The following is a 19,121-nucleotide window of genomic DNA, read 5'->3' as shown; positions in this document are numbered from 1 at the left end:
GCGAGAAAGCTACGCGTGTGTCATGAGCGGCTATCGTCTCAAGATCGTGCAACTGGCGATCATCCTCATCACAGGCGGTGCGGGTGCGCTTGTGGCGTGGTTTTTTGGCATTCCCCTGCCATACCTGCTGGGCAGTCTGATCAGCACAGCCGCCTTTTCGTTGGTTTATTTTGCGCGCACTTCGGAACGGATCTGGTTTCCCCTGTCGCTGCGCAAATCCTTTACTGCGGTAATTGGAGTCATGATCGGCTCGACGTTCACATCCGACATTCTGGCGAAAGCACCTGATCTGGCGGTAACGCTGGGCGCAATGGTGCTGTTCGTTGCGCTGGCGCACGGGACAAATTATGCCGTGTTTCGCCACATAGGGCGATATGACCGAGCAACGGCGTTTTTCTCTGCCATGCCGGGTGGTCTGATCGAAGCGGTCATTCTGGGCGAGAGGGCAGGGGGTGATGTAGAAAAGATGGGTGTGCAGCATTTTGTGCGCATTATTCTTGTTATCATTTCGGTGCCGACCCTGTTTTTCATTTTTACGGGTCAGGCCGTAGGCAGCGCTGGCGGTGAAACGCTGGAGCTGTCGCCCGCGGGCTGGCGAGACTGGCTACTGATTGCCGTGCTGGTGCCTGTTGGCGTCTTTGCTGGTGAAAAGCTGCGGCTACCTGCGGGGCATCTTGTAGGTCCAATGGTGCTGACGGCAGGGTTGCAGGCGTTTAATATTATTGATCTGTACGGACCTGCGGCCTTGCTGAACATTGCGCAACTGGTGGTGGGCGCAGGCCTTGGCACAATGTTTGCACGTTCTACACCCTCGCAACTTGCCGCTGCGGCGGGTCTGGGAATTATATCGGTTGCGATCACGTTAGGGATGTCGGCGGTGTTTGCGCTGGTGCTGTCCGGTTGGCTCGCGATGCCCTTTGCCGTGCTGCTGATCAGCTTCGCCCCCGGTGGCGTAACGGAGATGAGCCTTGTTGCCCTCAGCCTCGGGGTGAGTCCGGTGCTGGTGACGGCACACCACCTGTTCCGCATCCTGTTTACGGTTTTTGTCGCGGGCGTGGTGGGCCGGAAAATCGGCTAGCGCGCGCCCAAGGCCTAAGACGCCTTGGAATAAATTGCGCCGATGTTGACATAGCCGTCATAATGCTGCGCGATAATTCGCGTCAACGCGCGCCCTTCGGGAGTGATTTCAATACCGTCAGCGCCACGCATCACCAGACATTCATAGGTATCGAGAACCTGTTGATGAACCGGCTTCAGCAGCAGCGACAGATCACCAAAGCTGTTGTGCAGTTCGGCTTCATCTATAGCAAAGTTACACATCAACATCTCTATGGCGCGCGCACGCAGCTTGTCTTCTTCGCTCAGGCGGTGGCCCCGGTATCCGGCAAGTGTTCCGGCCTCGATCCGCTGCATATAGGCACCGGTTGCGGCAGCGTTCTGTACATAACCTTCGCCAAAACGTGAGATTGATGACGCGCCCACACCGATCAGCGTCGCGCATGTATCTGTGGTGTAGCCCTGAAAGTTACGGCGCAAACTGCCTTCGTTAACAGCTTGGGCCAGACTGTCCCGCGGTTTGGCAAAGTGGTCGATGCCGATGCTCTGATATCCGGCATCGCAGAACATTTCCGCTGCGCGCACGGACAGCGTGTAGCGTTCAACCGCATCCGGCAAAACGGTTTCGTCTATCAGTTTCTGGCGTTTTGCCATATGTGGCACATGGGCATACCCGAACAGGGCAAGGCGGTCGGGGTTCAGGGTCAGCACCTTTTTAACAGTCTCGATGATTGCCTGTTCATTTTGATGCGGCAGGCCATAAACCAGATCGGCATTTAGGGATGCGATGCCGGCATCGCGAAGGGATTGCACACATTTTGCGGTCAAATCGTAGGGTTGTTCGCGCCCGATTGCGGCCTGAACCTTGGGCGAGAAATCCTGAATACCGATGCTGGCGCGGTTCATCCCCTCGCTCGCAAGTGCGGCGATTTTTGCATCGTCCACCATCGTCGGGTCAATCTCGACCGAGAATTCGAAATCACTGGCGGGGGGGACGACAGCCTTGATCGCCTGTGCAAGCTCGTGAATCAGAACAGGGGGCAGGATTGTCGGTGTGCCGCCACCCCAATGCAGTTTGCCTATTTTCAGGCCCTTCGGGATGACCTGCGAAAGCTGCACAAGTTCGCGCTTGACGGACTCCAGATATTGTTCGACAGGGCTGAGCGTGCGGGTGCCCTGTGTGCGACACGCGCAGAACCAGCACAGACGTTCACAGAACGGAATATGCACATAAAGCGAAACCGGCACCGCGGGGTCGAGCGCGCCGAGCGCTTCCGTCTGGAAGGCCTGCCCGACACTGTTCGAGAAGACGGGAGCGGTGGGATAGCTTGTGTAACGCGGCACCTGCGCGTTCAACAAACCAAAGCGACTGAGCTGATCAAGATTTTCCATACCGTGGCCATAGCAGACAGCGCCCCATCCATATGTTGCGCTAGATCAAACAAAGCCAAATATTTGCGCAGGATGACCGTAACAGCGGCGCAGCGGCTTAGTTTCTTGACACTACAATGCGGGGGGATCATCACAATGCCGTGGATCAAACAGGGCAGTGAGCGAGCATGGATAACACCGACATCAGGAAGCAGCAGCTTGAACACTGGCAGGCCGCTCTTGGCAGGTATTGGGGTATTGATGCAACGCTGACGCGGCTGGACGGCGAATACGATCTCAACTTCCTTGCGATTACGCCAGATGGTGAAGGGTACATCCTGAAAGTTATGCGGCGGGACTGCGAGGTATGGCTGGTCGATATGCAGGTGAAAGCGTTCGAGCATATCACCAAGCGCGCGCCGGATCTTCCCTGCCCCCGCGTGATCCGTACATCGGATGATCGGCCGCTGGTAACAGTTGTCGATGAAAACGGTGCGGAACGTCTGGTCTGGCTGCTCAACCGCCTGCCCGGACAGTGTTATGCAATTTCCCATCCAAAAGGTGATGCGCTAATCCATGAAGTCGGGCAGGTTTTGGGCGGGTCGGCCAAGGCATTGGCAGATTTTAACCACGCAGGGCTGTCACGGGATTTCAAATGGGATCTGACGCGCGCGGACTGGATCGGGGACGAAATGCATTGCATTACCGATCCGGCGCGACGGCAGTTGATTGAAACGATACATGCTGATTTTGCGCAGTTGAAACCCGCACTGGACGCCTTTCCCAAACAAGCCATCCACAATGATGCAAATGATTACAACATCATGGTGTCAGGCACGCTTGACGCGACGCGCCATGTGTCGGGCCTGATTGATCTGGGCGATATGTGCGCCGCGCCGCGCATCTGTGATCTGGCAATTGCAGCCGCCTATATTGTGCTGGACCATCCCCGCCCCGAAGCAGCACTTGCCGCGCTGGTCGCGGGGTTTCATCAGGCCTATCCGCTGAGTGCAGCCGAGGTCGATTTGATCTGGCCATTGTTGCGCGCGCGGCTGGCGGTAAGTGTTGTCAACTCCACCCTGATGGCCGCTGACAACCCCGATGACCCGTATGTAACCATTTCCCAAGCGCCTGCATGGCGGTTCCTTGAGGGTGTCGAATTGCATGGCGGATTGCTGAAGGCCCGCCTGCGCGCGGCCTGTGGCCTGCCCGTTGTCGATGGTGCAGACCGTATCACCGCTTGGCTGGAGCAGGAGCGCGGTAACTTTGCCGAGTTGATGGGCGGTGACATTTCCAATGCGCCGATGGGATCGCTTTCGGTTGAAAAATCGGTTTGGCCGCAAGACCCGTTTCAAATGCCACTGGAAGAGGCCGCGAGGGTCGGGGAAGAATTCGAAGATAATGGCCGGATGTGGCTGGGGTATTATCACGAACCCCGCCTGATTTATGCCGAACCCGCCTTTCGCAACGGACCGTGGAAGGCCAGCGACAGGCGGACGGTGCATCTGGCTGTAGATGTGTTCACCCATGCCGGAACCCCGATGTATGCCCCCCTGCGCGGCGAAGTCTTTGTTGCCGAATATCGCGCAGGGCATCTGGATTACGGTGGCGTGATCATTCTGCGTCACGAAACGCCTGCGGGTGATCCGTTATTCACGCTTTATGGTCACCTTGATCCGGAATTTCTTGACCGGCTAAAGGTCGGGCAAGTGATCGAAAAGGGAGAGGCGTTCTGCCGTTTGGGAGATTCCAGCATGAACGGAGGCTGGGCACCGCATGTGCATTTCCAGCTTGCTCTCACCACCGAGGGGATCGAAGCAGACTGGCCCGGTGTTGGTGAACCTGACGAGATGTATCTGTGGCGCGCGATCTGCCCGAACCCCGCGGCGCTGCTGAATCTGCCTGACGACAAAGTACACTATGCCCCCACCGATAAGGCCGAGGTGCTGAAGGGCCGCAAAAACCATTTCGGCGGCAATCTGAGCCTGACGTATAATGATCCGCTGATGCTGGTGCGGGGCTGGAAGCACCATATGTTTGATGAATGGGGCCGCCCGTATCTGGACGCATACAACAACGTACCCCATGTCGGCCACGCGCACCCGCGTATTCAGGCGGTTGCGGCGGATCAACTGAAACGGATGAACTCCAACACCCGCTATTTGCATCCCGCACAGACGGCGTTTGCGCAGAAGGTCCTGTCAAAGCTGCCTGATCATTTGCAGGTCTGCTTTTTCGTGAATTCCGGTACCGAAGGAAACGAACTGGCCCTGCGGCTGGCGCGTGCGCATACCGGTGCCAAGGGTATGGTGACACCCGACCACGGCTATCACGGCAATACCACCGGTGCGGTCGATATCTCGGCCTATAAATTCAACAAACCGGGGGGTGTCGGGCAGGCGGACTGGGTTGAGCTGGTGGAAGTCGCGGATGACTATCGCGGCTCGTACCGACGCGATGATCCCGAGCGCGCCCAAAAGTTCGCCGATCTGGTCGATCCGGCAATTTCCGCGCTTGCGCAAAAGGGGCATGGACTGGCCGGGTTCATTGCCGAAACATTCCCCTCCGTCGGGGGCCAGATCATTCCGCCCAAAGGGTATCTGCCAGCGGTTTATGAAAAGATCCGCGCGGCAGGTGGTGTTTGCATAGCGGATGAAGTGCAGACGGGTCTTGGCCGTCTGGGGGATTATTATTTCGGGTTCGAGCATCAGGGCGCGCTGCCGGATATTGTGGTCATGGGCAAACCCATTGGCAACGGTCATCCGTTGGGTGTGCTGGTCACCACCCGCGAAATCGCGGACAGTTTCGACAACGGGATCGAGTTCTTTTCAACCTTTGGCGGATCGACCCTGTCTTGTCGGATTGGGCACGAAGTTTTGCAGATAGTGGATGATGAAAACCTTCAGGATAATGCACGCGTTGTGGGGGGGCATCTGTTGAAGGGGCTGCAAACGCTGGAGCGGAAATACACCTGTGTCGGTGACGTGCGTGGCATGGGCCTTTTTCTGGGGCTGGAGTTGGTGAACCCTGACGGAAGCGAAGCCACCCAGATTTGCGCCTATGTCAAAAACCGGATGCGCGATCACCGTATCCTGATCGGCAGTGAGGGGCCGAAAGACAACATTCTGAAAATCCGCCCGCCCCTGACTGTTGAGGCAGAAGATGCCGATATGATCATCACGACCCTTGATCTGATCCTTGCAGAAATCGAAACGCCGCGCGCGCATTGAAACCGCCGTGCGCCGGCTTCAACGCTCCTGCTCGCCACCGTTGTAAATCGCGTCCAGTTGGCGTTTCACAAGGTCGCGCAGACCTGCCGTTTCGGCCAGAATTTCCGACACTTTCAGAAAATCAAGCGAGCGATAGTTGCTGACCGGCGGACGCAGTAGGATTGTTTCGGGATACCTGTCTGCTTTGGCTCTGACGATAGATTGCTGCATGATCTGGCTTGAGGCATACATCACGTCGATCTTGTTGGGCCGGATGTCAGGTGTACCGACGGGGCCACCGGATACATCAACGGCCAGAACGGCATCCGCTGTGTTTTGCAAGCACTCCAGCGGGCAGGGATCGGTTGAACTGCCATCAATAAAGAACCGCTGCGCGATTTCGACAGGCAGGAAAACCGCAGGCATGGCGGCGGAGGCTGCCAATGCTTTTTGTAACGCACCGGAAGAAAAGACGTGGCTTTGCTGGGCGTAGTAATCGGTGGCGACAGCAAACAGGGGAATGTGCAAGGCTTCGAATGTGTCTGCGACGGTATCGGGCAGAAACACCGACAGGATGGTTTCAAGATTGAACTCGCCAAGGCGCGGGCCGCCATCGGCAAAGAAGCGACCGATGCTGCGCGGGCGCACCTTGAGCGCCTGCGTCAGAAGCTTTTTGCGGTCATTGAATATCTCGTTCACATAGGTTTCGATGTCGCGGCCCGTCATCCCCGAGGCATAGGCCGCCCCCATCAGCGAGCCGATGGAAGTACCCGCAATGGCCGCCGGTTTGAGCCCCAGATCATCAAAGGCTTTGAAGACATGGATATGGGCAATTCCGCGCGCACCGCCCGCCCCCAGCGCAAGAGCGATACTGTTCAATTCCGGCATCCTTCATGAAACCCGCCATCGCAATGCGCGGCCAGCCGCGCGCTATCGGCTTCGGTCCAGTTGTCGGGATCGGTCACCGCAACCCACGGGCGTACATAGTCCGGTCCGTAATACGCGTGGCCGTACCCGTCAGGTGCGGTGTTTGCCAACGCCATATCAACAGCAAGCTGGAATTGGGTCACGACGGGCATGAATTTCATATGTGGAGATACATCGACGGCTGCCGGTTCGCGCATCCATTCGGGTGCGCGAAACAGGGATGCGGGTTCATAAAATACAATCGGATCGCTGGAATATTGCAGATAGACAATCCGTATATCCCCCCAGCCGGTCGGCCCGCCTGCGTCTTTGGTGTGCGAGGCAAAGCGCACGATCCGCCCGTCGCCGATGGTGGGACTGACATAGGGGCTATCGGGATTTCTATCGCCGTTCACCCTGTTCCAACGATCGGAGGGGAATGGCGGTCCGGCCCACAGCGCGCCATTGATGGGATCATCGAGCAAGGCAAACATACCGGTGCCATACATTGACGACCAAGCGCCGAGGCTAAGACCGTGAATATAAATTCTCGGCCGTGCATCCTTGGGCAAGGTTTTCCAATAGTTATGAACCGTCGAAATCAGGGCGCGCGCCTGATCCAGACCCGAGCGTGTCTCCAAAATCAGCGCCAGCGGGGATTGCAGATAGGAATACTGCACCGCAACCGTTGCGATATCACCGCCGTGCATATATTCCACCGTATCAACGCCGCCGGGGTCCAGCCATCCGGTGCCGGTGGGCAAGGCAACAATCAGAATTTTGCGGTCAAACCCGCCAAGGCGGATAAGTTCGGCCAGCGCCACATCTGCGCGCGCTTGCGGGGTGTCGGCCTGCGCCAGCCCCGCATAGACGCGAATTGGTTGCAGCGCATCGCGCCCTGTGAATTCTGCGATTGACGCGGCGCTTGGCCCTTTGGTTACATAATCACGTCCCGGATTGCCCATTGCATCCCAATTTATCAGCGATCCTTTTCCACCTGCGATCCCTTCACGGGTCGGGGCGGGGGGGGCCGTATCAAACAAATCCTGCGCGATTGTCACAGACTCGTCCAGATTGGCGATAACCTTGTCGAGAATACCGTCGCGGGTGGCGACAATTAAGATCACGCCAAGCGTGAGAAAGCCGGCGATGATAGCCGTGCGGGCAGGCATAAAGGCGTATAGCCGGTGGCGTAGGTAATCAAACGCCATGCGCAACAGCACCCCCAAAAGAAACAGCAGACCGAACACGCCGAGGGCCACCAGCACCATCTGGATGGTATCGCTGCTGTCCAACAGTTCCAGACCCATCCGTAAACGGATACTGTTCTGCCAGTCATTTGCGCGGTTGAGGCACAGCGCCAGGACCCCCACAACCGGGACACCCGAAACCGTATAGAAAACCAGCGCGGCGCGGCCTTTTAGCGTGGGCAGTTCCATCACCCACCACAGGCCGACAAATACTCTGCCAATCAGATAACCAAGCGCCATCACCAACCCACCCAGTATACCCTGAACCAGCCAGTCACGCGGGATAAGCGAGGGGGTGAGCGAAGCCGCAAAAAACAGCAGCCCCAGAAACATTGGCACCATCGTCAGGCCGGATTTGTCGAATATGCGCATCTGGTGCCTTTATGCGTTTTCTGCCGGTACAGCTTTTCGCCGGGAGACTTGTTTCATCCATGCGCCTTCAAAGTGCGTGCTCGCCGGTTATCCTGCCACAAGAGCCCGCAATATGAAACACGGGGCAGTGTCCGGTCGGGCTGTGTTTCGTGCCGCTTGTTGAGGGTCGCGATCCTCTCTATTGGTCGGGGGTCAAGCGGCACAGTTGCCCGAAGGAACAATCCGATGTCACAGTACGACTACAACGCAATCCGCAATATGCCATCCGCCAGTGCAACACCGGAAACGGTGGGCGCATTTGTCAAGACAGCCCATCCCGTTGATGTCGCTGCATGGCTGACCATCCTGCCGGAAGTCGAGATTGCAAAGCATCTGCGCAGGCTTGGCGCTGAACGGCGCGCTGAGGTATTTGGCAACATCCCGCTTGAGACACAGATAGATGTCGCGCGCACGCTGTCGATTGCTGATCTGGCGGCCATCGTGACGCGTATGGATGCTGATGATCGGGTGGACCTGTTCAATCAGCTCACCCAGACCGAGCAGAGTGATTTGATGGCGCAACTCGCCGAGGAGGACCGTGCAGATATCCGCAGTCTGTCGGCTTACGGCGATGGCTCTGTCGGCGCGATTATGACCTCGGATTATGCAGTGCTTTCCAGGGAAATGACCGCACAGCAGGCGATTGCCGCCTTGCGATTGCAAGCGCCTGACACGGAAACGATATACCGATCCTACGTACTGGACGATCACCGCCGTCTGATCGGCGCGATGCGTCTGCACGAACTGGTGCTGGCGGCAGACGCAACGCCGGTGCACGAGATCATGGAGACAGACCCGATTTCCGTTTCACTTGAGGCCAGCCGCGAGGACGTGGCCAATGTGATCGCCCGCTATGATCTGCTGGCATTGCCCGTCATTGATGCAGAGGGCGTGATGCTGGGGATTGTCACCCACGACGACGCCGCTGATGCCATGCAGGCCGAGATGACGGAAGATTTCCAGAAAATTTCGACAGTGCTGCCCTTTTCGCAAAGCATGCGCGAGGCAAGCATCCGTGTGCTGTATTCCAAGCGGATTGTCTGGCTGGCGCTTCTGGTTTTTGGCAATCTGTTTTCCGGCGCGGGCATCGCCTATTTCGAAGAAACCATTCTTGCTTATGTTTCGCTGGTGTTTTTCCTGCCGCTGTTGATCGACAGCAGCGGCAATGCCGGTGCGCAATCGGCCACATTGATGGTGCGCGCGTTGGCAACAGGAGATGTCGTGATAAAGGACTGGGGCCGTTTGATTGCGCGCGAATTGTTCATTGCTGCCGCGCTTGGCGCAACAATGGCGTTGGTGGTTTTCCCTGTAGGTATTTTACGCGGCGGTTCCGATGTGGCGCTGGTGGTTGGGCTGACGATGTTTTTGGTGGTTATCATCGGCAGCCTTGTGGGAATGTCGCTACCGTTTCTCCTCAGCCGGATGAAGATGGACCCCGCCACCGCAAGCGGACCGCTGGTCACCACAATTTCGGATGCGGTTGGAGTTTTGATTTATTTTTCGATGGCGACTGCAATACTGGCCTTGTGATCCGCGCTAATGTGCGGCGCAGATCAAAACATCACAGGCCGCATCGCGCAGCAGCCGCCGCGAGACACTGCCGATAAATGCGCGCTGGATCAGGCTTGCCCGTCCGGCGCCGACGGCGATCAGATCAACATCCGCACGCTGGCTGAGGCGCGTGAGCACGGAAAGCGGATCGCCTTTTAGCACTTGGGATGTGGCGCTGGCTGCGCTGTTTTGCACCAGCGTTTGCAAATGCTCACCGGCTGCCTTGGTCAATTCTTTGCGGTGTTTTGCAAGCTCGCGTTCGCGCGTTCCAACGCGCAGCATGGCTTCTTTTAATTGCTGGGGAATATCCACCGCCTGTACTACATGCACTTTGGTATCGGGTAACAAGGTGGAGACAAAGCGCAGCGTGTCCGCAGCGTTATCTGTGCCATTGGTGGCCAGAACAGGATGGCGATAGGGGGTTTGCGTATCTCGTTTGACCACCAGCACCGGCGTTTGCCCTGCCGCGATCACCCGCTCGGTTGTGGAACCGAGCAGTTTTTCCGCAATCCGCGTGCGCTGATGGGCGCGCATGACAACCAGATCGGGCCGGAAGTCCCTGCACAGATCGATCAGGCAAATCGCGTGCGTGCCATGAATGATGTGTATCGTGATCTGTGAAAGGTCTGCGCCCATCTCGCCCAGTGTCAGGCCCAGCCTGTCACGCGCGGCGAGGGCTGCCTGGCCCAGAAAGGTGCTTGCATCAGTCAGATCGTCCCTGCCACCGGGCAGGTCGAGAACATGGGCGATCTGCAATCCGGCACCACTGCGCCCCGACACTTCAAGCGCGCGCGCAAGCACTGCGTGATCGTGCGGCAAATGGCCAACAGCGGCGAGGATCATCTGGGGTTTCATTGCGCTGCTCTCCGCTTGTTGTTGTTTGCCTATAAAGTCTTGATGCCCGACCGCGGCAGCCAAAGCTAGCTGGCTTCGCTGCCGGACGGGTCATGCGCGGTATCTGCCACAAGGCTGGGACCCGCATTAACCAACTGTATCCGTCTGTAGGGTGCGATGCTTCCGGCGCGGCGCAGGGCGTCGTCGATCAGGCTATATACCTCGTCGCGGCAATCTACCCCGCGTTCAAATCGTGGCACCCAATAGCGGATGGTATAGCTTATCCCGCCTTCTTCGTACGAGCGTACGCGAATATCGGGTGCCGGTTCCTGCTGGATCAGTTTACTTTCGCTCAAGGCCTTAAGCATGATCGCGCGCGCTTTTTCGATGGGCAGAACGTGGTCGAGTGTGATTTGGATTTGCGCGCGGAATTCCCGTTTCGGGGCCGAGTAATTGGTGATCCGCTGGCGGGCAATCTGGCTGTTAGGTAAAATCAGATAGGTTGCATCCTGCGTTTGAAGGCGTGTCGTGCGCCAGCCGATTTCAATCGCCTTGCCCTGTGCAAGCGTATCGATGTCAATCCAGTCTCCGATGCGAAACGGTCCCTCGATTGCCAGCGCGATACCGGACAGCGTATCAGCCACTACGTTACGAATGGCAAAGCCCAGCAGAGCAAGGATCAGCGTTGATCCCGCCACTGCCCCAATGGCACCCTGACCCATATAAAGCGATGCGGTGGCCGCAAACGCGATCATAAACAGAAAGGCTGAAACAAGATCTTTTAGCAGACGGGGATAGGGGCGTTTTGCGCCCGCGCGATCCAACGCCATCGCCAATAGCCGGCTGACCAGCCACGCCGCAGAAAAGTAAAACGCCGCGCGCAGAAACAGGGTAAAGTTCTCGTTCGCAGCAATAAATTCGGGCAGTACGGGATGGGCCACCCCCAGCCCCAGCCCGACACTAAGCGTCAAAGCTAAAGCCGGCAGCACTAGACGACGGGCGTGCTTTTTCACACTCATTCAAAACCCCTAACCGGTTCAGACATTTTCGACAGAATTATACATCGATACGCTGAATTTTCAGTCTGGTCACTGGGAATAAATCTCTGCAGGCCGGTAATGGTATGGATGACGGGGGTGCGCTGCATCTGCCGAATTTCTAATTTGGATTGCTTCGGGTGCCTGATTTTTTGTGACCCGCTTAGCGGCACAGGTGGCTGTGCCGCTAGGTTGATTTCTGCTGCTCAAGCGCCCATCAGATAGGGATCATATTTTATGTCGTCGCGCTGTGCCGGATGCGCGAGTGGTTTGATCCGCGCGTCAGTTGCGCAATGGGCGGCGACGAATTGCGGAATGCTGCTGCGGTAAAGACCGACATCCGCCAGCATCCTGTCGTCAAGCGCTTCTAACGCTCGGGTCATTTTGCGCTTTTGTGCGTGGCGCTTTGCGGCGTAGAAAAAGCTGCGGAAACCGCCGGAACTTTTGGTTGAGCGGGGTTGCGAGGCCGCGGTGTTGATGGATCGGTTTGTGATAAAGCTGGACATGCTGCCCTCCGGATATGGCCATACCTGATCAATGCCACCCGTATCGCGTGGATACGACTGGCATGAACGGTGAAAGATTGTCGGGTGATAAGAAATCTAATACTCCCCAGTGCGCAGACGGGCGTTACCGCGCCGCTCGCCTGGGGTTGCTACCGGTTCAGTAACCGTTCCGCGCTGTGCGGGAACCTCTTTATGTATCGGAACATCATCATGCCTCTGATATAGGCGCGCAGGCAGGTCTATTCAACGCTCGCGCAGGGCTGTGCGCAGACACCGGGCAGGAAAGCGCCGGTGGCCGCGCCGTTTCGTGAACTACAGCAACCATTCCACAGGCAACCACCCGATCACCGTCAGGGCAAGGCGTTTGAAAAACGTCGTGCCGGGCTCTACATGCGATTGCGCGTCCGTGGCTGGATCGATCCAGACCGGTTTGCGGTCTTGCAACTCCACCCGCCATGCAAGATCACTCAGCCCCTCGTCAAAAGCGCTGTGCAGTGCTTCGGCCATGGCAGTGCTTTGGATCAGCAGCCCCATTTCCGTATTCAGCGTCACCGAACGCGGATCGAAATTGAACGAGCCGACAAAGATCCGGGTTCCGTCAACGGCAAATGTTTTGGCGTGCAGGTTGGAACCGGACGAGCCCAATGGCCCCAATATTTCCTTGGCTGACGGACCGCCTGCCTGGGCGCGCAGTTCGAACAGGCCGACACCTGCGCGCAACAGATCCTCGCGGTGTTTGGAATATCCGGCATGGACAGGCAGCATATTCGTCGCCTCAAGCGAATTGGTCAACATGCGCATTTCAATCCCGCTTTCTTGCAATCCGGCAAACACCCGCACACCCGCTTTGCCCGGTACAAAGTAGGGTGTGACACCGTCAAAGCGACTTTCGATCGGGCCTACAGCTTTTAGCAGGCGGCTTACAAAGAGGTCCGCGCGCACAATCGCGTCGGTCCCGACAATGGGATCATCACTGATCAGAACGGCGTCTGTCCATTCCAGCGCCAGATCACCCCGAGCAAGGGAGGCAACAATGTCGGACTCCTCCAACAGCGCGCGATATTGTTCAAATTGTGGATCACTATCAAAAGCGTCGAGCGCGGTTTTGATCGAGAGACCGGCATCACCCTCACCCAGAATTGCGCGTGCAGGGTGAACGGGGGCAGAATTCCAGTAGCGGTCAAAATCGGCTGAAATGTGTGGTACGACCTCGCCGACAGCCAGAACATCCAGATCAATCTGGAGCGGGGTTGTGCCTGTTCCGAAATATTCATCCCCGACATTGCGTCCGCCCAGAATGCTTGCGCGGCCATCGACCGTGAAGGCCTTGTTGTGCATCCGGTGGTTCAGACGGAAAAAGTCAAACCCGTACGAAAGGCGCTTGAACCGGCGCAGGACAAACGGATTGTATAGGCGCACCTCGATGTTGGGGTGGGTATCCAGCGCGCCAAGAAGACTGTCCAGCCGGTCAATCCCGTTGTCATCCAGCAGCAAGCGCACCCTTACGCCCCGTTCGGCCGCGCGGTGTAGCGCCTTGAGTAGAAGATGACCCGTCATGTCGGGCCGCCAGATGTAATATTGCACGTCGATCGAAGAGACCGCCGCATTGGCCAGCAGGATACGCGCGGTAAAGGCTCCCCGTCCGTCCCGGAGTGGCGCGATGCCGGACAGGCCTTCGTGACCTTTTCGATTTTGCTGGATCGCCTTTGCTAGTGTGCCGGTGTCATCGGGGGGGAGTGCACTGGTGTGGGTGTGCGTCCCCGGTACAGGGGCGGCGAACAACAGGCGCGCCACAACAATGGCGACCGCCAGAAAAAGTGCCGCAAACAGGACCATCCGCAAAACGGCGAGGAACATCTATTTTACCTTTGTGTCGCGCGGGGTCAGATGGAACCGCGCGCGGATCGGGCGGTGATCTGATGCGATCTGCGCGTGAAAATCGCCCAACACTGCGCTGTCCAGCAACCTGATATCATTGGTCATGGCAACCTTGTCGAGTTTCAGCAGCGGGCGGCCTGCTGGAAATGTCGGGCCGGGGCTGTGGGTGCGCAGCCAGTCAGGCAAGGTTTCAAGCCCCTTGCGCTCGCGCCATTCGTTGAAGTCGCCTGCAATAATCGTCGGCTGTTTGCCCATTTCTTTCAATTGGTCGGTGATGTAGCTGATCTGTTTGCGACGGTTGCCGCGCAGCAGGCCCAGATGCACGCCGACAATCCGAACTGGCTGGCGCTTGACCGTCAAATCGACAATGACCGCGCCGCGCGGTTCCAGCGCAGGCAGATCAATGCGCCGGATGGCGTTGACTGTTATTTCGGGCCGCTTGAGAATCGCGATGCCGTGCCAGCCAAGACCGACAGCGTCCGGCGTGAGGTCGATCACCTCGTAAGGGCCGATCCGCCCGTGGATGCGCGGCAATGCAGCGGGGCGCGGCTGGCGGCGAAAATCGGCCTCCTGCAATACAAACACATCAGCATCTATGCCTGAAATCACCTCGATTGTGCGCTCCGGACGCCGTCGCAGATCGCGACCCAGTCCGGCGCGGATGTTCCAACTGGCAAGCTTGAGTTCTGTCATTTCGTCACTCCCGTAAATTGGGCTTACTATACCTTTAGTGCAAAGGGCAGGATGTTTTCTGCATGGTTGGTGACGCCCATAACGTGACATAAGCCCGATTCACAAAGATGCCAGATTTCCGGCGAAAGCCATTTGGCGATGCTGGGGTAACGGGTCTAATAATACCTCCGCTAAGCCCAACCTCTCCTGCGGTATCCGTCTTAAACACTCAGCGCGCTTGCATCATCGGCGCCTTTGGGGTGTCATTGCGTCAATGGTACAAAATATCCGCGATATCCTTCTTTCTGTGAAATCGCTGTTGGGTGGCACGGCCGCCTTTATGGCGGGTAACAGTCTGCTGGGCGTTGTCCTGCCGCTGCGGATGGAGGGCGCGGGCTATCCCGTTGCGCTGACCGGCGCGATCATGGCAGCCTATTATCTTGGCCTTGCACTGGGGGGATTGCGGGGCAAACACGTGATTTTCCGTATCGGGCATATCCGCGCCTTTGCGGTTTTTGCAGCACTTACAGCGGCCACGACGCTCGCTTATGCTGCGTTCTTTCATCCGGCGGCGTGGCTGATCCTGCGTGTTGTTAACGGGTTTTGCATCGCAGGCATGACCGCCGGAATCGAAAGCTGGTTGAATACGCGCAGCAGCAACGAGACCCGCGGGCGGGTTCTGGGCTTTTACATGCTGACATTCTATCTGGCGATTGCAGCGGGCCAAAGCATGGTCAATCTGGCCGATGTCGCGACTCCCGACTTGTTCATGCTGGCTGCCGCGCTGATCGGGCTGTCGCTGATTCCTGTTGCGATGACATTGCTGGAGGAGCCGAACCTGAGCGAAAGCCGCGTTGTCGGAGTGAAAGCGCTCTACTCGGCATCAAAGGTTGGCGTAGTCGGCGCGGTTGTCGCGGGATTAATGGTTGGCTCGTTTTATGCGCTGGGTGTGGTTTTTGCCCGCCGGATCGGGCTGGGCGTTTCCGAAGCCGCCCTGTTCATGAGCGTTGTCGTATTGGGCGGGCTTGCGGCACAGATCCCCATTGGCATGCTGGCCGACCGGTTTGACAGACGGATCGTAATGTCGGGCGCCCTTTTGGGAGTCGGTGTCACATGGGGCACACTGGCCGGATTCGTGGCGTCAGGTTTGCCGTTTTTGACACTATTAGCCATTGCCCCGGCTTTTGGCGGCGCGATGAGCAGTGTCTATCCGCTTTGTGTTGCGCAGACTTTTGACAGGCTGGAACGCAAATATTACATTGCCGCATCGGGACGTTTGCTGATGGTTTACTCCATCGGAGCAACCGTGGGTCCGCTGTTTGCAGCGGCACTTATGGCGGCCTATGGCCCGTCCAGTTTCTTCGTATTTGAATCCGCGGTCGCAATCCTTTTCGCTATCTTTGTCTTGTTCCGCGTCTGGCAGGAGCCTTGCGTGCCCGCCGCGCAGCGCGAACCCTACGTGCCATTGCCGGATGTTACCCCGGTAGCAATGGCACTTGATCCACGCACAGAGCCGGACAGCATCCGGCGAGAAGAATTTCCGCACCAACACTCGCAATAAACCTTCCGGCGCTAGATACTCACGCAGGCGTTGCGTTTCGAGGTGCGCCGATTAGTGTTCAGGCAACGGGGCGGCTATATGGCTTGTCGGTTTGAAATAGAAAGAAGTACGTCATGGTTTCGTCGGATTCAGATGCGGACATATCCGCAAATTTGCAGATTGATCCGACGCAGGATCCGGTAAGATGGCGGATACTTTCTGTGCTGCTGGTCACAATCTTCATGACATTGATCGGCGTCAGTATTGTGAACGTGGCGCTGCCGTCGATCCGCGAGGGGCTGGGCGCCACGCAGTCTGATCTGCAATGGGTGCTGTCGGGCTATGCGCTGACCTTTGGCGTGGTTCTAGTGGCCGCAGGACGCGCAGGTGATATCATGGGGCGCGGTGGCCTGTTCCTGATCGGCGTCGGCATTTTCACAGTGTCCTCGGTGGCAGCGGGGCTTGCGCCGAATGCCGAATGGCTGAACGTGGCGCGATTTGTTCAGGGGATCGGATCAGGGTTGTTGAACCCGCAAGGGTTAGGAATGATCCAGCACTATTTTCGCGGTGACGAGCGGGGCCGCGCCTTTGGCTATTTCGGCACGGCTGTGGGATTTTCAGTTGCCATCGGTCCCGTTCTGGGTGGTTTCCTGATAGAGCTTGGCGGCCCCGAACTGGGCTGGCGGCTGACGTTTCTTGTAAATGTGCCGATTGGTATTCTTGCGATTATTCTGGGTCTGATGTGGTTTCCCCGCCCCTTGATCGCGCGTCTTCCCCGCACGGGCAGCGGTTTGCGCTCGCTCGATCCTGTGGGCGCCCTTCTGCTGGGGGTTGCGGTGCTGGCCGTTCTGTTCCCCTTTGTCGAGGGCAGCGGAAGCAGGATCGTCTGGGTACTGCTGCCGCTGGGTTTGTTTCTGGTCTGGGCCTGGGTGAAATGGGAAGAGCGCTATGCCCGTCTGGGTTTTAGCCCGATGGTTGATCTGAATATCTTTACCACCCGCAGCTATACCAACGGTATTACAATCATGGCGCTCTATTTCATGGGGATGACCAGCATCTGGGTGCTGGTGGCCATTTACGTACAGGAAGGCGGTGGAAAGTCAGCCCTTGAATCCGGCTTTTTCGGGATACCGGCGGCGTTACTGTCGGCTTATGCAGCTCATTGGGCGGGGAGCCGCGTGGCGCATTATGGCCGCAAGATGGTGATTGGTGGTCTGTTGCTGGCACTGCTGGGCCTTGCGCTGAGCGTTGTTGTCGTTGTCCTCTATGAAGCGGGCCATATCAGCATCTGGTGGTTGATGGCATCACTGGCGTTTGTCGGTGTGGCCCAAGGTACGGTGATCAGTCCCAACCAGACATTGACGCTGGCGGATGTGCCGCTGGATTATGCAGGCAGTTCCGGCGCGATCATGCAGACGGGCCAGCGGATCGGTACGGCGGTGGGCATTGCAATCATCACGGCGGCAGTGTTTTCAACACTTGCAGTATCGTCATGGTCAACAGCGATGGTTGTCGGTTTCACCCTCATTTCAGTAGTTGTTTGTATGGCGCTTGCTGTGGCCGTGAAAGACCTGCGGCAACGTAAATCATGACGGATACCCCGATGCGTGCAAATAACATGACCCGCCGCCTGTTTGAAAAGCTGGTGAACAATCCCCAAAGCGATGGTGGATTGAGTGACGCACAGGCGCGCCATGAACCGGCAAATTTTCTGCGTCATGCGGCCTCTATTTCCATGAGCAAGATCGCGGACGGGTTGATCGACCCTAAACTGGTGCTGTCATGGCTGCTGACGCATCTGGGTGCTTCCAGCTTTTTTGTCGGGCTGCTGGTGCCGATCCGCGAGGCGGGTGCGCTGTTGCCGCAATTGTTCACCGCGCCGCGTGTTCAGGCGATGGAGCGGCGCAAGTGGGCGTGGGTTGCAGGCGCGGCAGGGCAGGGCGCAGCAGCAGCTGGAATTGTGCTGACTGCGCTCACGCTGGAGGGGAGTGCAGCGGGCATTGTGATTTGTGCGCTGCTGGCGGTCCTTGCTGTGTCGCGCTCTGTGTGTTCGGTCAGCTACAGCGATATTCTGGGCAAAACAGTGGGCCAGTCACGGCGCGGATCGGCGACCGGTCTGGCCAGTTCATTGGGCGCAGGGGCGGTAGTGATATTCGCGTTGTTGCTGATGACGGGCCTGTTAGAGCGCGCAACGCTGGTGATCGCCGCCATCGCGCTGGCCGCCGCATTATTTTTTGCGGCCAGTACGTTGTTTTCAACCCTTTGGGAGGAAGCCGCGGTAGGCGAAACCGGAACCGCCGCGCTGGAACAGTTGAAGATTTTGCGTACGGATGCGCAGCTGCGCCGCTTTATCTGGGCGCGTGGATTGCTGACATCCACGGCGCTGGCACCGCCCTATATCGTTTTGCTGGGTGCACAGGCCGGGCAGGGCACGTTTGACCGATTGGGCGCGCTGGTGCTGGCGTCTTCCATCGCGTCATTGATCAGTTCGTGGCTTTGGGGGCGGCTGGCAGACCGGTCCAGCCGCAAGGTGCTGATGTTTTCTGCGGTTGCGGGAACTTTGGCGTTGCTGGCCGCCGTGCTGCTGGATCTGGTTGGTATGTCCGGCACACTTTGGGCGCTGCCGCTTGTCCTGTTTGTTCTGATGATCGCCTATCACGGGGTGCGTCAGGGCCGCTCGATCTATCTGGTGGATATGGCGCCCGAAGGCAGCCGCGCAACCTATACTGCCGTTTCGAATACAGTAATCGGCGTGTTGCTGCTTGGCTCGGGGATTTTCGGTGCGCTGGCTTCACTTGCGGGTGCCAAAGTAACGCTTCTGATTTTCGCAGCGATGTCATTTGCTGCGATTGTTGTCGCAAAGGGATTGAAGGAAGTGGGAGATTAAGACGTATCTCGCG

At 57.7% G+C, this 19,121-nt stretch carries 14 protein-coding genes; 6 read left to right on the top strand and 8 right to left on the bottom strand.

Annotation, left to right across the window (positions count from 1 at the left end; all coding sequences use genetic code 11):
- Window positions 1-22 precede the first annotated feature (22 nt).
- Complete coding sequence (locus tag OS189_RS13635) at window positions 23-1,078, top strand: AbrB family transcriptional regulator (RefSeq protein ID WP_267167883.1); 1,056 nt, start codon at window positions 23-25, stop codon at window positions 1,076-1,078.
- 14 nt (window positions 1,079-1,092) lie between these two features.
- Here OS189_RS13635 and hemN read toward each other — a convergent pair whose 3' ends face one another.
- Window positions 1,093-2,448 (bottom strand): oxygen-independent coproporphyrinogen III oxidase, encoded by a 1,356-nt coding sequence (gene hemN / locus OS189_RS13630; RefSeq protein WP_267167882.1) that lies wholly within the window; start codon window positions 2,446-2,448, stop codon window positions 1,093-1,095.
- A gap of 167 nt (window positions 2,449-2,615) precedes the next feature.
- Between hemN and OS189_RS13625 the strand changes: the two genes are divergently transcribed.
- Window positions 2,616-5,657 (top strand): aminotransferase class III-fold pyridoxal phosphate-dependent enzyme, encoded by a 3,042-nt coding sequence (locus tag OS189_RS13625; RefSeq protein ID WP_267167881.1) that lies wholly within the window; start codon window positions 2,616-2,618, stop codon window positions 5,655-5,657.
- Window positions 5,658-5,675: 18 nt separating this feature from the next.
- On the opposite strand, the gene OS189_RS13620 is transcribed toward OS189_RS13625, so the two are convergent.
- Window positions 5,676-6,515 carry a patatin-like phospholipase family protein gene (locus tag OS189_RS13620; protein ID WP_267167880.1) on the bottom strand — a complete coding sequence of 280 codons (840 nt, stop codon included), beginning with the start codon at window positions 6,513-6,515 and terminating at the stop codon, window positions 5,676-5,678.
- Window positions 6,512-8,164: an alpha/beta hydrolase gene (locus OS189_RS13615; protein ID WP_267167879.1), complete on the bottom strand. Its 1,653-nt coding sequence runs from the start codon at window positions 8,162-8,164 to the stop codon at window positions 6,512-6,514. Before OS189_RS13615 ends, OS189_RS13620 begins: the two co-directional genes overlap by 4 nt.
- 225 nt (window positions 8,165-8,389) lie before the next feature.
- On the opposite strand from OS189_RS13615, the gene mgtE reads away from it, so the two are divergent.
- Window positions 8,390-9,733: a magnesium transporter gene (mgtE, locus tag OS189_RS13610; protein ID WP_267167878.1), complete on the top strand. Its 1,344-nt coding sequence runs from the start codon at window positions 8,390-8,392 to the stop codon at window positions 9,731-9,733.
- A gap of 6 nt (window positions 9,734-9,739) precedes the next feature.
- Here the strand turns inward: mgtE and OS189_RS13605 are convergent, their stop codons facing one another.
- The 5 genes from OS189_RS13605 to OS189_RS13585 form a co-directional block, all read right to left on the bottom strand.
- Complete coding sequence (locus OS189_RS13605; RefSeq protein ID WP_267167877.1) at window positions 9,740-10,609, bottom strand: universal stress protein; 870 nt, start codon at window positions 10,607-10,609, stop codon at window positions 9,740-9,742.
- 65 nt (window positions 10,610-10,674) lie between these two features.
- Window positions 10,675-11,607 carry a mechanosensitive ion channel family protein gene (locus OS189_RS13600; protein WP_267167876.1) on the bottom strand — a complete coding sequence of 311 codons (933 nt, stop codon included), beginning with the start codon at window positions 11,605-11,607 and terminating at the stop codon, window positions 10,675-10,677.
- A gap of 224 nt (window positions 11,608-11,831) precedes the next feature.
- A complete protein-coding gene (locus OS189_RS13595; RefSeq protein WP_267167875.1) occupies window positions 11,832-12,131 on the bottom strand; it encodes a DUF1127 domain-containing protein in 300 nt (99 codons plus the stop codon).
- Window positions 12,132-12,443: 312 nt separating this feature from the next.
- A complete protein-coding gene (locus OS189_RS13590; protein ID WP_267167874.1) occupies window positions 12,444-13,988 on the bottom strand; it encodes a phospholipase D family protein in 1,545 nt (514 codons plus the stop codon).
- Window positions 13,989-14,702: an endonuclease/exonuclease/phosphatase family protein gene (locus OS189_RS13585; protein ID WP_267167873.1), complete on the bottom strand. Its 714-nt coding sequence runs from the start codon at window positions 14,700-14,702 to the stop codon at window positions 13,989-13,991. It lies immediately after the preceding gene.
- 253 nt (window positions 14,703-14,955) lie between these two features.
- Between OS189_RS13585 and OS189_RS13580 the strand changes: the two genes are divergently transcribed.
- The 3 genes from OS189_RS13580 (at window position 14,956) to OS189_RS13570 (ending at window position 19,108) form a co-directional block, all read left to right on the top strand.
- On the top strand, window positions 14,956-16,242 hold the full coding sequence (locus OS189_RS13580) for an MFS transporter (protein ID WP_267167872.1): 1,287 nt from the start codon (window positions 14,956-14,958) through the stop codon (window positions 16,240-16,242).
- Window positions 16,243-16,355: 113 nt separating this feature from the next.
- On the top strand, window positions 16,356-17,813 hold the full coding sequence (locus OS189_RS13575) for an MFS transporter (protein WP_267167871.1): 1,458 nt from the start codon (window positions 16,356-16,358) through the stop codon (window positions 17,811-17,813).
- Window positions 17,810-19,108: an MFS transporter gene (locus OS189_RS13570; protein ID WP_267167870.1), complete on the top strand. Its 1,299-nt coding sequence runs from the start codon at window positions 17,810-17,812 to the stop codon at window positions 19,106-19,108. Before OS189_RS13575 ends, OS189_RS13570 begins: the two co-directional genes overlap by 4 nt.
- Window positions 19,109-19,121: the final 13 nt, after the last annotated feature.

Source organism: Sulfitobacter sp. F26169L (assembly GCF_026410285.1).
Classification (GTDB): domain Bacteria; phylum Pseudomonadota; class Alphaproteobacteria; order Rhodobacterales; family Rhodobacteraceae; genus Sulfitobacter.
Note: the sequence above shows the minus strand (reverse complement) of the source record. Positions and strands in the feature narration are given on the sequence as shown.